Annotated in this window: 12 protein-coding genes; 5 read left to right on the top strand and 7 right to left on the bottom strand. The window is 72.6% G+C overall.

The features are described 5' to 3' along the window. The first annotated feature begins 164 nt into the window (after nucleotides 1-164). Nucleotides 165-854 (top strand): hypothetical protein, encoded by a 690-nt coding sequence (locus AOM07_RS06280; RefSeq protein ID WP_062311961.1) that lies wholly within the window; start codon nucleotides 165-167, stop codon nucleotides 852-854. Nucleotides 855-871: 17 nt separating this feature from the next. On the opposite strand, the gene AOM07_RS06275 is transcribed toward AOM07_RS06280, so the two are convergent. After that, entirely contained in the window at nucleotides 872-1522 is a 651-nt protein-coding gene (locus tag AOM07_RS06275) for a response regulator (RefSeq protein ID WP_062311960.1), read from the bottom strand. After that, nucleotides 1519-2547, bottom strand: a complete 1029-nt coding sequence (locus tag AOM07_RS06270) for a sensor histidine kinase (RefSeq protein WP_062311959.1) — start codon at nucleotides 2545-2547, stop codon at nucleotides 1519-1521. The genes AOM07_RS06275 and AOM07_RS06270 overlap by 4 nt, the downstream gene beginning before the upstream one ends. A 158-nt stretch (nucleotides 2548-2705) precedes the next feature. Here AOM07_RS06270 and AOM07_RS06265 point away from each other — a divergent pair, with 158 nt between their 5' ends. Then, nucleotides 2706-4397: a PspC domain-containing protein gene (locus tag AOM07_RS06265; protein ID WP_062311958.1), complete on the top strand. Its 1692-nt coding sequence runs from the start codon at nucleotides 2706-2708 to the stop codon at nucleotides 4395-4397. After that, the gene (locus AOM07_RS15040; protein ID WP_062311957.1) at nucleotides 4394-4816 is read left to right on the top strand and encodes a hypothetical protein; all 423 of its coding nucleotides are present in this window, start codon (nucleotides 4394-4396) and stop codon (nucleotides 4814-4816) included. The genes AOM07_RS06265 and AOM07_RS15040 overlap by 4 nt, the downstream gene beginning before the upstream one ends. 165 nt (nucleotides 4817-4981) lie before the next feature. Here the strand turns inward: AOM07_RS15040 and guaA are convergent, their stop codons facing one another. The 4 genes from guaA to AOM07_RS06240 are packed head-to-tail and all read right to left on the bottom strand — an operon-like array spanning nucleotide 4982 to nucleotide 8863. Next, nucleotides 4982-6553: a glutamine-hydrolyzing GMP synthase gene (gene guaA / locus AOM07_RS06255; protein WP_062311956.1), complete on the bottom strand. Its 1572-nt coding sequence runs from the start codon at nucleotides 6551-6553 to the stop codon at nucleotides 4982-4984. Next, entirely contained in the window at nucleotides 6550-6912 is a 363-nt protein-coding gene (locus AOM07_RS06250) for a DUF3817 domain-containing protein (RefSeq protein ID WP_062311955.1), read from the bottom strand. Before AOM07_RS06250 ends, guaA begins: the two co-directional genes overlap by 4 nt. After that, on the bottom strand, nucleotides 6909-7694 hold the full coding sequence (locus AOM07_RS06245) for an SURF1 family cytochrome oxidase biogenesis protein (RefSeq protein ID WP_062311954.1): 786 nt from the start codon (nucleotides 7692-7694) through the stop codon (nucleotides 6909-6911). The genes AOM07_RS06250 and AOM07_RS06245 overlap by 4 nt, the downstream gene beginning before the upstream one ends. Continuing rightward, the gene (locus AOM07_RS06240) at nucleotides 7691-8863 is read right to left on the bottom strand and encodes a GGDEF domain-containing protein (protein WP_062311953.1); all 1173 of its coding nucleotides are present in this window, start codon (nucleotides 8861-8863) and stop codon (nucleotides 7691-7693) included. The genes AOM07_RS06245 and AOM07_RS06240 overlap by 4 nt, the downstream gene beginning before the upstream one ends. A gap of 191 nt (nucleotides 8864-9054) precedes the next feature. On the opposite strand from AOM07_RS06240, the gene pta reads away from it, so the two are divergent. Both pta and AOM07_RS06230 read left to right on the top strand, forming a co-directional pair. Next, nucleotides 9055-11133 carry a phosphate acetyltransferase gene (gene pta / locus AOM07_RS06235; protein WP_062311952.1) on the top strand — a complete coding sequence of 693 codons (2079 nt, stop codon included), beginning with the start codon at nucleotides 9055-9057 and terminating at the stop codon, nucleotides 11131-11133. Continuing rightward, nucleotides 11130-12266 (top strand): acetate/propionate family kinase, encoded by a 1137-nt coding sequence (locus tag AOM07_RS06230; RefSeq protein WP_062311951.1) that lies wholly within the window; start codon nucleotides 11130-11132, stop codon nucleotides 12264-12266. Before pta ends, AOM07_RS06230 begins: the two co-directional genes overlap by 4 nt. Nucleotides 12267-12340: 74 nt before the next feature. Here AOM07_RS06230 and AOM07_RS06225 read toward each other — a convergent pair. Continuing rightward, on the bottom strand, nucleotides 12341-13129 hold a 789-nt coding region (locus AOM07_RS06225), incomplete at its 5' end, for an IS30 family transposase (RefSeq protein ID WP_156171826.1).

Raw genomic sequence — 13129 nt, 5'->3', positions numbered from 1 at the left:
GTGGCGAAGGCGGAGGTGTCCGCTCTCGTTCGCCGAAGAGAATCTCTACGAGCCGCGCAACCATGCGGTGCGCTGGCGAGAGGTGGAGGCAATCTGCGACGCAGGAGGACCGTGTCGGCCCTGCAAGTACCCCCAAGGGTAGCAGGGAGGAGCACAATCGCCTCATGACGGCGATCCCGGAGGGCGGCCGCGGCGAGCACCGCTGGCCCGCCGTGGCCGCGCTGCTCGTCGCGCTGGCCCTGTACCTCGCGCTGCCCTCGACGTTCCTGCCGGCCTTCCGCTACGCGGTCGTCGCGATCGGCCTCGTGCTGCTCGTTCCGCTGCTCGTGGTCAACCCGGTGAGGCTCCACGTGCAGACGGCGTGGACGCGGCGGCTGTCCGTCGCGCAGGCGCTGCTGCTCGCCGCCGCCAACCAGGTGATGCTGGTCCAGCTGCTCGTGTCGCTCACGGAGCCGAGCACCGGCTCCGGCAGCCGCGTGCTGATCTCCGCGGCGCAGGTGTGGATCACCAACGTCATCGCGTTCGCGCTCGTGCTGTGGGAGCTCGACCGCGGCGGCCCGGTGGTCCGGCGCGCGCTCGAGAGGGGCGAGGTGCCGACCGCCGACATCAGGTTCGCGCAGGACGAGGACCACGACGCGATCGACGAGGTGGCCGCCGCATCGTCCCTCCACGGCGGCTGGCGGCCACGGTTCGGCGACTACCTCTACACGTCGCTGTCGAACTCGATGGCGTTCTCCGCGACGGACTCCATCCCGCTGTCGGGGCGCGCCAAGGCGCTCATGGGCCTGCAGGCGTTCTCCGGCTTCGTGCTGCTCGCCCTGGTGATCGCGCGCGCGGTGTCGCTGTTCCAGTGAGGCCTCGCGGCAGCGACCTAGACGATCCGGCGCTGCGCCGCCCAGTGCGCGAGCTCGTGCCGGTTCGACAGCTGGAGCTTGTGCAGCACCTTGCCCACGTGCGTCTCGACGGTCTTGATGGAGATGAACAGCTTCTCCGCGACCTCGCGGTACGTGTAGCCGCGCGCGATCAGCCGCATCACCTCCTGTTCGCGCTCGGTGAGCTTGTCAAGGTCCTCGTCGGCGGCCGCGACCTCGCCGCCGGCCGCTCCGAACGCGTCGAGCACGAAGCCCGCGAGCCGCGGCGAGAACACCGCGTCCCCCGTGGCGACGCGGCGGACGGCATCGGACAGGTCGGGGCCGGAGATGGACTTGGTGACGTAGCCGCGGGCGCCCGCGCGCACGGTCGCGACGACGTCCTCGGCCGCATCCGACACGGACAGCGCGAGCACGCGCGGCGCGCCGGGCCGGTGCAGCACCTCGGCGAGCACGTCGAGCGCGCCGCCGCCGGTGCCCCCGGGCAGGTGCACGTCGAGGATCACCACCTGGGGAGCCTTGGCGCGGATCTCCGCGACGGCGGACTCGACGTCGCGGGCCTCGCCCACCACGTCGATGTCGTCGTCGAGGCTCTCGCGCACCCCCACGCGGATGACGTCGTGGTCGTCCACGATCACCACGGAAACGGTCATGGTCGGTCCTCTCGGGCGTCGGGCTGGACGGCGACCGCGACCTCGGTGCGGCCGCCAGGAGACGAGGTGATGGTCGCGGAGCCGCCGAAGCGCTCGACGCGGCCGACGATGGACTCGCGGATCCCGAGCCGCCCCTCCGGGATCGCGGCCGGGTCGAAGCCGGGGCCGCCGTCGCGGACGAACGCCTCGAACGCTGCGGGCGTCACCTCCGCGTACACGGAGTACGGCCCGGTCGCGTGGCGCGCGGCGTTCGTGGCGGCCTCGGCCACCGCGCGGACGGCGGCGTGGAGGGCGGGCGTGGTCTGCGCGTCGCCCACGGTGACGAGCTCGACCTCGACGCCGTGGCGGTCCTCGACCTCCGCGACGGCCTCCGCGAGCGCCGCCGCGACGGACTCCTGCGTGGTGCGCCGCTCCTGGTACAGGTACGAGCGCAGGTCGCGCTCCTGCGCACGGGCGAGCCGCGCGACCGCCTCGGGGTCGTCGGCGCGGGCGCGGATGAGGGTGAGGGTCTGCAGCACCGAGTCGTGGAGGTGCGCGGCGATCTCGGCGCGCTCGAACTCCCGCACCCGCTGCTCCCGCTCGACGCGGACCTGCCGGATGAGGCGCAGCCACCACGGCGCGAGCAGCAGCGCGAGGCCCGCGACGATGGTCGCGGGGATCGCGACGGCCCGCACGAGCGGGTTCCAGTCCGGGTCCGCCGCGGCGAACCACCACAGCGCGCCGACCGCGAGCCCGATCCCGGCGAGCATCCGCAGCCACGCGTCCCGCGAGAACAGCGCCACGACGTCGGGCCGGCGCGCGTCGAGCTGCACCGCGCTCTCGAGCGGGCTCCAGACGAGCACCACGCCCATGACGAACACCAGCAGCGGCAGGAGCCACCACGATAGGTGGGCCCACTCGTAGCGGTGGATGAGGAGCGTCGCCGCGATCGCGAGGAGCACCCCGCCGAGGGACGCGCGCCACCACTGCGCGGCCGGGGAGCGACGCTCCAGCGGCCGCGCGACACGGGGCGCGGGGGCGGACATGGGACCACCTTCGCACAGCGGCGGCGGCGACCGCCTCGGCCTCGGGGACGATGCGGCGGTCACCCGTGCGGGACCGAAGATCAGGGTCGAATCAGGGGGTTCCCTCATGGTGCCGCGCCTGGTCGCGGGGCGAGACTCGAAGAAGAACGGAGGCAGCCATGACCGACCAGCAGACGCCGCCCACCGAGGCGTCGTTCTTCACCAGCATCCGCCGCTGGGGCATCACCCGCGGCGACTCGCGCGTCCTCGGCGGCGTCGCGAGCGGCATCGCCGAGCGGCTCGGATGGTCGCTCGGCTGGACGCGCGTGGGCGTCGCCGCCGTCGCGCTCCTCACCCACGGGCTCGGGCTGCTCGCCTACGCCGCCGCGTGGGCGCTGCTGCCGGACCGCCAGGGCCGCATCATCGCGCAGGACTTCGGGCGCGGCATGCCGAACGTCGGCGCGCTCATCGTCATCGGCATCCTCGCCGTCATCGGCCTCATCGGCCTGAGCGACGCGGGCAGCCCGTGGGCGTGGGGCGCCGGCGGCTGGCCGGGCGACTTCGAGCTCGGCGGCCCGCTGCGTGCGATCGCGGCCGTGCTCGCGGTGCTCATCCCGCTCGCGATCGTGGGCGGCGTCATCGCGCTCATCGTCGTGCTGGCGCGTCGCGACCGCGACAGGGTCCCCGGCGCGGGCGGCTCGGCGCCGCGCCCCGACGGCACCCCGCCCGTCTACGCGGCCCCCCCGGCGTGGGCCGCGGAGCGCCAGCGTCAGCGCGCCGAGGCGGCCAGCTACGCCGCCGAGGCGGGAGCCGCGGCCGGTGCCGCCGCCACCGCCGCCGGGGCGCAGGCCGCGCGGGCAGCCGAGCAGGCGGCGCAGGAGGCGGCGCAGGCCGCGTCCCAGGCCGCCACCCAGGCGGTCCCGCAGTGGGGCCCCGCACCCGCCGGCGGCGCCCCGGTGCCGCCCGTTGCGCCCGCCGCTCCGTACGCGGCCCCTCGCCCGCCCCGGCCGCCGCGCGTGCCGGGTCCCGGCGTCGCGTTCTGGCTCCTCACGCTCGCGTGGCTGGTGCTGTCCGGCGCCGGCACCGCGTGGGCGACGTGGCAGGACCGGATCGTCGTGCACCCGCTCATCGCGTGGTTCGCGCTCTTCGTCACGGGCCTGGGCGTCATCCTCATGCTCGTCGCGCTGACCGGCCGCCGGCTCGGCTTCCTCGCCTTCCTGTCCGCGCTGCTGCTCGTGCCGGTGACGGCGATGATCGTCGAGGCCGACGAGATCCGCGACGGCTGGGCCGACCGCTACTTCCCCGAGGTCCACGTCGAGCGCGACGGCGACCAGGTGACGCGCATCGAGATCGGCGACGGCAGCATCACCATCGGCGAGGACGGCGTGACGATCGGCGAGGACGGCATCGTCATCGGGTCCCCGCCGCCCGTGGAGTCCGACGCGTCCGCCGCGGCCGAGCCGAGCGGCGAGGCCGAGGCGGAGCCGGGCACCGAGGCCATGGAGGTCGACGCCGTGGCCGAGCTCGAGGACACCTACGCGCTGCTGTTCGTGCCGTCCGCGTGCACCGACGACGTGTCTGTCGAGGCGGACGGGTCGTCGCGTGGGCTCATCTCGACGCGGGGGCTCGAGGGCGAGCGGACGGTGAAGCCGTCCGCGCACGTCACCACCCTGCGCGTCGACGAGGGCACCGGCGTCGCCATGGAGCTCGCCGACGACGAGGCGGTCCGCGTCGTGTGGGCCGACCGCGGCTTCGCGTGCGACGTCGCGCCGGGCGAGTCCTTCGCCGCCCTCAGCCTCGGCGACCCGCTCGTCACCGTGGACCCCACCGCCGAGGTCCAGTACATCGTCATCGAGGAGGTCGCATCATGAGCCCCGACATCAAGCCCCGCCGCGGCGCCACCGAGCGCATCACCGGGGTCATCTGGGGAGCCATCGTCACCGCCGCGGGCGCGTGCCTGATCGCCGCGCTGTCGGGCTACGACATCGACCTCGAGCTGGTCGCGATCCTCGCGCTCGTCGCGCTGGGCGGCTGGCTGCTGTTCTCGGCGATCAACGTCGCGATGCGCGACCGCCGCCGCGAGACCTGGCAGCCGCCGGTCGAGCCGGAGGAGCCCGGGGTGGACGATGCGGAGCCCGGCTCCCCCGCCGCACCCAGTTCCCCCACCGCATCCGGCTCCCCCGCCGCACCCGGCTCCCCCGCCGCACCCGGCTCCCCCGCCGCACCCGGCTCCCCCGCCGCACCCGAGGCCGAGCCCGACCCGCAGCCCGAGCGTCGGACGGATCCCTGATCGATCCGTCGGGCAGGCCGGGAACGGCACGGCCGTCGGATCGATCGGCGATCGGTCCGACGGCGAGCGCGCCGGCGACGACAACAGGACGCCGTCGAAGAGACCGGCAAGGAGCACCGACAGGAACGGGCCCCGTGCATCAGCACGGGGCCCGTTCCTGTCAGCTCACTCCCACTCGATGGTGCCCGGCGGCTTGCTCGTGACGTCGAGCACCACGCGGTTGACCTCCGACACCTCGTTGGTGATGCGGTTGGAGATGTGCGCGAGCACGTCGTAGGGCACGCGCGACCAGTCGGCGGTCATGGCGTCCTCGGAGGACACGGGGCGCAGCACCACGGGGTGGCCGTAGGTGCGGCCGTCGCCCTGGACGCCCACCGAGCGCACGTCCGCGAGCAGCACCACGGGGCACTGCCAGATGTCCTGGTCCAGCCCCGCCTTGGTGAGCTCCTCGCGCGCGATCGCGTCCGCGCGGCGCAGGATCTCGAGGCGCTCCCACGTGACCTCGCCGATGATGCGGATGCCCAGGCCCGGGCCGGGGAACGGCTGGCGGCCCACGATCTCCTCGGGGATGCCGAGCTCGCGGCCCACCGCGCGGACCTCGTCCTTGAACAGCGTGCGCAGCGGCTCGACGAGCGAGAACTGCAGGTCGTCGGGCAGGCCGCCCACGTTGTGGTGGCTCTTGATGTTGGCCGCGCCCTCGCCGCCGCCGGACTCGACGACGTCGGGGTACAGCGTCCCCTGGACGAGGAACTCGACCTGCTCGCCGTGCGCGCCGGCCTCCTCGACCACCTGGCGGGCGGCGTCCTCGAAGACGCGGATGAACTCGCGGCCGATGATCTTGCGCTTGGTCTCCGGGTCGGAGACCCCGGCGAGGGCCGAGAGGAACCGCTCCTTCTCGTCGCGGATGATGAGGCGCACGCCGGTCGAGGCGACGAAGTCCTTCTCGATCTGCTCGACCTCGCCGGCCCGCATGAGGCCGTGGTCGACGTGGATGCAGGTGAGCTGGTCGCCCACGGCCTTCTGGACGATGGCCGCCGCGACCGCGGAGTCGACGCCGCCGGACAGCGCGCAGATCACCATCTTGTCGCCCACCTGGGCGCGGATGCGCTCGACCTGCTCGTCGATGACGTTCGCGGAGGTCCAGTCGGGCTGGAGGCCCGCGACGTTGTAGAGGAAGTTCTCGATGGCGTGCTGGCCGAGCGGCGAGTGCTTGACCTCGGGGTGCCACTGCACGCCGCACATGCGCTTGTCGAGGTTCTCGAAGGCCGCGACGGGCGCGCCCTCGGTGGTGGCGAGGACCTCGAAGCCGGGGGGCGCCTCCTGCACGGAGTCGCCGTGGCTCATCCAGACCTCCTGGACGGCGGGGCTGCCCGCGAGCGCGGCGCCGGCCGTGCCGACGGAGGCCTGGGTGCGGCCGTACTCGCGCAGGCCGGTCTGCGCGACGGTGCCGCCCATGGCCTGCGCCATCGCCTGGAAGCCGTAGCAGATGCCCATCACGGGCACGCCGGCCTCGAACAGCGCGGGGTCGATCTGCGGGGCGCCGTCCTCGTACACGGACGACGGGCCGCCGGAGAGGATCACCGCGGCGGGGTCCTTCGCGAGCATGTCCTGCGCGGACATGCTGTGGGGCACGATCTCCGAGTAGACGTGCGCCTCGCGCACGCGACGCGCGATGAGCTGCGCGTACTGCGCTCCGCAGTCGACGACGAGGACGGGACGATGCTGCGTCTCGTTCACTTGGCCTCCTCCAGTTGGGCCGAGACCTCCGCGTGCACGCGGCGCTCGGCGAAGAACGACAGCAGCGGGACCACGCCGCCGGCCGCCATGTAGATGAGGCGGCCCGTGCGCCACCCCATCAGCAGCCACAGATGCGTGACGGCGGCGAGGTACACGATGAACACGAAGCCGTGGAGCTGCGCGACGACGAACATCGTCGGGTCGAGCGTCTCCTTGAGCCCCTCGAGCCCCGGGATGTACCGGATCAGGCCCGCGAACACGATCAGCAGCAGCGTTCCGGTGATGAACGCCATGATGCGGTAGCGGGCGAGCGCGCCCGCGATCCTGCGGGACTGGGTGGTGCTGGGAGCGTCGCTCACGCCTGGTCCTCTCGGGTGTCGCGCGCATCGTCCGGGGTCTCCGGGTGCGCGCGTCCATTGTCCCGTATCCAGCGCACCGTGATGAACAGCGCGAAGGCCCCGAACAGCCACCACTCGAGCGCGTAGGCGGCGGAGCGGAAGTTGAGCTCGGTCGTGGGCGGCAGCGGCTCGAGCGCGGTCCACGTAGCGGTGCCCTCGTAGGACACGAGCAGGGCGCTGTACAGCGGCGAGGGCCAGTGCTGCGCGAGCTCCGAGGTCGCCATCGCGGAGGCCCAGAAGGTCCCGTCGGCGGGCGCGACGTCGGGGGCGGACGATGCGGTGGACGCCTCCGGCGCGCGCAGGTAGCCCTCGAGGCTCACCTGGGTGCCCGGCGCATCGTCCGGTCCCGCGACCTCGCCCTCGGGTCGCCAGCCGACGACGACCGCGAGGGTCGCCTCCGCGCCGGTGCCGGTCTGCTCGGCGGGCACCGTGAGCGCGCGCACGAGCATCTCGGCGGCGACGCCGTCGACCTCGCGGCCGGTGACGACGGCGGCGTCCTCGTCGGCCCACGTGCCGGTGACCGTGACCTGGCGGCCGTACGCGGTGCCCGCGGACGCGGCGGGCGCGAGCACCTCGGCGAGCGGCACGGCCGGGTCGGGCTGCACCGTGCGGCCCGTGGTCGACGCGCGCGACCACTGCCACCAGCCGAGCGCGCCGCATACCCCGACCGCGATCGCCGCGACGAGCACGGCGGCAAGCACGCGGCCCCAGAGGAGGGTGCCGCGCGTGTCCTCCGCCGTCACCGGGTGCGCCGGATGATCGGCGTGGGGGCGGTGGGCGCGTCGTCGTACGGGCGGGTCCGGATGCGGTCGCGGCCCGCGAGCTTCGCGTCGTACAGCGCATCGTCCGCGCGCTTGACCACGCGGTGGCTCGCACGATCGGCGCAGCCCTCGGAGACGCCGACGGACACCGTGACGCGATGGGCGTGGTCGCCGCACGCGACCGGGCTCTCTCCGACGATCCTTCTCATGCGCTCCATCATGACGGCTGCGTCGGCCAGCGAGGTATCCGCGAGCACGACGATGAACTCCTCGCCGCCCCAGCGCCCCAGCTGGTCGGTCACGCGGACCTGCCCGCGCAGCCGCTCGCCGAGGACCGCCAGCACCCGGTCGCCGCACGCGTGGCCGAAGTCGTCGTTGAGCTGCTTGAAGCGGTCGAGGTCCGCGATCGCGACCGCGTACGTGTGCCCGTCCGCCGCGGCGAGCTCCTCGAGGCGCGCCATCACGGGGCGCCGGTTCGCGAGGCCCGTGAGCGGGTCGGTGTTGGCGAGGTACTCGGCACGCTCGGCCAGGCACCGCGCCTCCTCCTGCGCGGCGCCGGCACGATGCTGAGCCACCACGGAGAGCACGAACATGAGGGTCGCGGTGCCCACCGCGTTGACCGCGAACGTCGCGCCCGCCTGCTCGACCGACGCGTAGGCGCCCACGCCGGGGGTCGCGAGCTGCGCGACGAGGAAGCCGCTCGCGGACACCACCACGAACAGCCACCGCAAGCCGCGCTGACGATCCGTGAACATGAGGAACACCAGCTGCGCGGCCGCGATGAGGTAGAGATGGTGGCCCGCGCTCCAGCCGTACATGCCGGCCATCGTGACCATGCCCGCGGTCGCGGCGGCGAGGTACACGACCGCGCCCACGAGCTGGTGGCCGCGGGCGACGGCCACGAGCGCGACGGCGAACGCGAGGACGAGCGCGGTGTCGAGCCCGATTAGCGCGGCGGGGAGCCCGTCGGGCGACGCGGCGAAGCGCGCGGCGAAGCCGACTGTCGAGACGATCGACAGCAGCGCGAAGGTGTGGACGGTGCCTGCCGCGGAACCCTCGGGGCCGGACAGCCCGCCGGCGCGGCGGTCGAAGAAGGTCGACAGGAGCGCGGGCACGCGCGAGCCGCGCAGGAGGCGCTCGTCGCCTGCCATCGTCCCTCCCCACATCGCGCACCGGCGCGCGGGCAGGGGGAGATCGGCCTCACCCCTCAGCACGGCCGTGGGCTCAGCCTACGCACCCGTGTGCCGAAAGACCGCAGGAAGTGACGTTGATCGCACGATCGCATACCCCCGGTGGGACCTTCGACCATGTGGGTCCTAGGAGTTCGTGAAACCATAGGCCCGTGGCACGAAGCATCTACATCGCATCGGCCGAAGGCGATACCGGCAAGTCGACCATCGCCCTCGGCATCACCAATCTCCTCGCCAAGCAGGTCGGACGGGTCGGGATCTTCCGGCCGGTCGCCCGCGTCGCGGACGGATCCGACTACGTCCTGCAGCTCCTGCTCGGGCACGAGAGCATCGACCTCTCGTACGAGGAGGCGATCGGCGTCACCTACGACGACGTCCACGCGGACCCCGAGAAGGCGCTGTCGACCATCGTGGCGCGGTACCACGAGGTCGAGCGCCGCTGCGACGCGGTCGTCATCGTCGGCACCGACTACACCGACGTGTCCGCCGCCGCCGAGCTCGAGTTCAACGGCCGGATCGCCGCGAACCTCGGCGCGCCCGTCGTGCTGGTGGTCCGCGGCCACGAGCGCACGCCCGCCGAGGTCCACCAGGTCGTCGAGCAGGCCCGCAACGAGCTTGTGAACTCCCACGCGATCATCGCGGGCATCTTCATCAACCGCGCGGCGGCCGACGACCTCGACGCGATCGCCGAGCTGCTGCCCGCAGAGCTGCGCCTGGGCGTGCTGCCCGAGGACCCGCTGCTCATCGCCCCGTCGATGAACCAGCTCGTCGACGCCGTCGAGGGCACCCTCGTCACCGGCGATCCCGCGCTGCTGTCGCGCGAGACCCGCGGCATCACGGTCGGCGCGATGACCACGTCGAACCTCCTCGACCGCCTCGAGGACGGCTCAGTCATCATCGTCCCGGGCGACCGCTCCGACACCGTGCTCGCGCTGCTCGCCGCGCACGGCGCGGAGGGCTTCCCGTCGCTGTCCGGCGTCATCCTCACCGGCGGCCTCGAGCCCCGCTCCGCGGTGCGCCGCCTGCTCGAGGGCCTCAACTCCCCGCTGCCGGTGGTGCGCACCGACCTCGACACGTTCGAGACCGCGCGCCGCTGCTCGACCACCCGCGGCCGCCTGTCGCGCGAGAGCCAGCTCAAGGTCGACACCGCGCTGGCGATGTTCGACCAGCGCGTCGACGTCGAGCGCCTGCGCGACGTCCTCGACCTCGCGCGCACCGAGGTCATCACGCCGCTGATGTTCGAGTACGGCCTGCTCGACCGCGCCCGCACGCGCAAGCAGCGCATCGTCCTGCCCGAGGGCAGCGACGACCGCATCCTGCGCGCCGCCTCGTCGCTGCTCACGCGCGACGTCGTCGAGCTCATCATCCTCGGCGGCGAGCAGTCGATCCGGGCCCGCGCCGCGGAGCTCGGCCTCGACCTCGTCGGCGCGACCATCATCGACCCGACCGACCCCGAGTACGTCGAGCGCTTCGCCCACGAGTACTACGAGATGCGCAAGCACAAGGGCGCGACCGTCGAGGCCGCGCGCGACCGCGTCCAGGACGTCAGCTACTTCGGCACGATGATGGTCCAGCTGGGCCTCGCGGACGGCATGGTGTCCGGCGCGGCCCACACGACCGCGCACACGATCCTGCCGTCGTTCCAGATCATCAAGACGGTGCCCGGCGTGTCCGTGGTGTCGTCCGTGTTCTTCATGTGCCTCGCCGACCGCGTGCTGGTCTACGGCGACTGCGCCGTCAACCCCGACCCGACCGCCGAGCAGCTCGCGGACATCGCGATCTCGTCCGCGGACACCGCCGCGCAGTTCGGCGTCGACCCCAAGGTCGCGATGCTGTCCTACTCGACGGGCGAGTCCGGCACCGGCTCGGACGTCGACAAGGTCCGCGAGGCCACGCGCATCGTCAAGGAGCGCCGCCCCGACCTGCTCGTCGACGGCCCCATGCAGTACGACGCCGCGGTCGAGCCGTCGGTGGCCCGCTCCAAGGCGCCCGACTCCCCGGTCGCGGGCCAGGCCACCGTGCTGGTCTTCCCCGACCTCAACACCGGCAACAACACCTACAAGGCCGTGCAGCGCTCCGCCGGAGCGGTCGCCGTCGGCCCCGTCCTGCAGGGTCTGCGCAAGCCGGTCAACGACCTCTCGCGCGGCGCGCTCGTGCAGGACATCGTCAACACGGTCGCGATCACCGCGATCCAGGCCCAGAACCTCGACACCTCGGAAGGCAACGCGTGAGCGTCAACTACAACGGCATCGCCCTCGTCCTCAACTGCGGCTCCAGCTCGATCAAGTACCAGGTGGTGGACACCACCCTCGACGCGCCTCTCGCGTCGGGCCTGGTCGAGCGCGTGACCGACCACAACGAGGGCGTGCGATCCGTCATCGAGTCCCTGTCCCAGCCCGACTCGGGCGTGGACCTGTCGCAGCTCACCGTCGTCGGCCACCGCGTGGTCCAGGGCGGCTCGGAGTTCTCCGCGCCGACCATCATCGACGACGAGGTGCAGGACGGCATCGCGAAGCTCTCCGTCCTCGCCCCGCTGCACAACCCCGGCCACGTCGCCGGCATCGCCGCCGCGCGCGCCGCGTTCCCGGACATCCCGCACGTCGCCGTCTTCGACACCGCGTTCCACCAGACGCTGTCCGAGGCCGCCTACTCGTACGCGATCGACCAGCGCCTCGCCCACGAGCACGGCATCCGCCGCTACGGCTTCCACGGTACCTCGCACGGCTACGTGTCGCGCGAGTGCGCGCGCCTCATGGACCGCGACCCCAAGGAGCTGCGCATCATCACGCTGCACCTGGGCAACGGCGCGTCCGCGGACGCGATCAAGGGCGGCCACGCGATCGACACGTCGATGGGCCTCACCCCGCTCGACGGCCTCGTCATGGGCTCGCGCACCGGCGCGATCGACCCCGCCGTCGTGTTCCACCTCCACCGCGCCGCGGGCATGGACATCGACGAGATCGACGACCTGTTCAACAAGCGCTCCGGCATGCTCGGCCTCACCGGCTACTCGGACATGCGCGACGTCCACAAGGCGATCGAGGAGGGCAGCCACGAGGCCAAGGTGGCGCTCGACATCTACACCCGCCGCATCAAGGGCTACGTGGGCCAGTACATGGCGCAGCTCGGCGGCCTCGACGCGATCGTCTTCACCGCCGGCGTCGGCGAGAACGACGACATCGTGCGCCTCGAGTCGCTCGCGGGCCTCGAGGAGCTCGGCATCGAGATCGACGAGGAGCGCAACGCGGGCCGCAAGAAGCAGGAGACGCTCATCTCGACCGACTCCTCGCGCGTCCAGGTGTGGGTCATCCCCACCAACGAGGAGCGCGAGATCGCGCTGCAGTCGATCGCGTCGGTCTCCTAGCCGCCGCATCGTCCACGAGGGCCGGTCTCCCGCGAGGGCGGATTCTTGGGGTCCTCGCAACACCTGGTGTTTGGCTAGGTGGTCAGTAGTAGATCACGCAGACGCTCGGCTGGAGTTTTCCAGCCGAGCGTTTTGCGTGGGCGGCCGTTGAGTTCCTGGGCGACATGCTCGAGGTCCACGGCGCTGTGAACGGCCAGGTTGGTGCCCTTGGGGAAGTACTGGCGCAGCAGCCCGTTGGTGTTCTCGTTCGATCCGCGCTGCCAGGGCGAGTGGGGGTCGCAGAAGTACACGGGCACGCCGGTCGCGACGGTGAACTGCTTGTGGCCGGACATCTCGGCTCCCTGGTCCCAGGTCAGCGACCCGCGCAGATGCTCCGGCAGGGTGCCGATCAGGGGCACGAGGACGTCGCGGACCTCCTCAGCCGTGTGACCGGCGGGCAGGTGGCCCAGCATCACGTAGCGGGTCGATCGTTCCACCAGGGTGACGATCGCGGAGGCGTTGTTCGCGCCGACGATGAGGTCGCCCTCCCAGTGGCCGGGCACGGCACGGTCCTCGACCTCGGCGGGACGCTCACTGATCATGATCATGTCGTCCACGAAGCGCTTGGTGCGCTGGGCGGGGTCACGGTGGGGCTTGCGCCGGGTGCGTCCCGTGCGCAGTGCGGCGGCGACCTCACGTTTCAGCCCACCCCGGGCCTGGACGTAGATCGCCTGGTAGATCGTCTCGTGGCTCACGCGCATGCTCTCGTCGCTGGGATACTCGTCGATCAGAGCGTGACAGATCTGCTCCGGCGACCACTTCAGGCGCAGCTTCTCCACCACGAAGTCCCGCAACGGGCCAGGATGCGCGAGCTTCGACTCCTT

The organism is Demequina rhizosphaerae (assembly GCF_000971255.1).
Classification (GTDB): Bacteria; Actinomycetota; Actinomycetes; order Actinomycetales; family Demequinaceae; genus Demequina; species Demequina rhizosphaerae.
The sequence above is the reverse complement of the archived record's forward strand: the minus strand, read 5'-3'. Positions and strand labels throughout refer to the sequence as shown.

Bases quoted from the DNA above. Each gene is read 5' to 3' on its own strand.
- AOM07_RS06240 (WP_062311953.1), bottom strand. From the start codon at position 8,863: ATGGCAGGCGACGAGCGCCTCCTGCGCGGCTCGCGCGTGCCCGCGCTC.
- AOM07_RS15040 (WP_062311957.1), top strand. From the start codon at position 4,394: ATGAGCCCCGACATCAAGCCCCGCCGCGGCGCCACCGAGCGCATCACC.
- AOM07_RS06265 (WP_062311958.1), top strand. From the start codon at position 2,706: ATGACCGACCAGCAGACGCCGCCCACCGAGGCGTCGTTCTTCACCAGC.
- AOM07_RS06280 (WP_062311961.1), top strand. From the start codon at position 165: ATGACGGCGATCCCGGAGGGCGGCCGCGGCGAGCACCGCTGGCCCGCC.
- AOM07_RS06270 (WP_062311959.1), bottom strand. From the start codon at position 2,547: ATGTCCGCCCCCGCGCCCCGTGTCGCGCGGCCGCTGGAGCGTCGCTCC.
- AOM07_RS06275 (WP_062311960.1), bottom strand. From the start codon at position 1,522: ATGACCGTTTCCGTGGTGATCGTGGACGACCACGACGTCATCCGCGTG.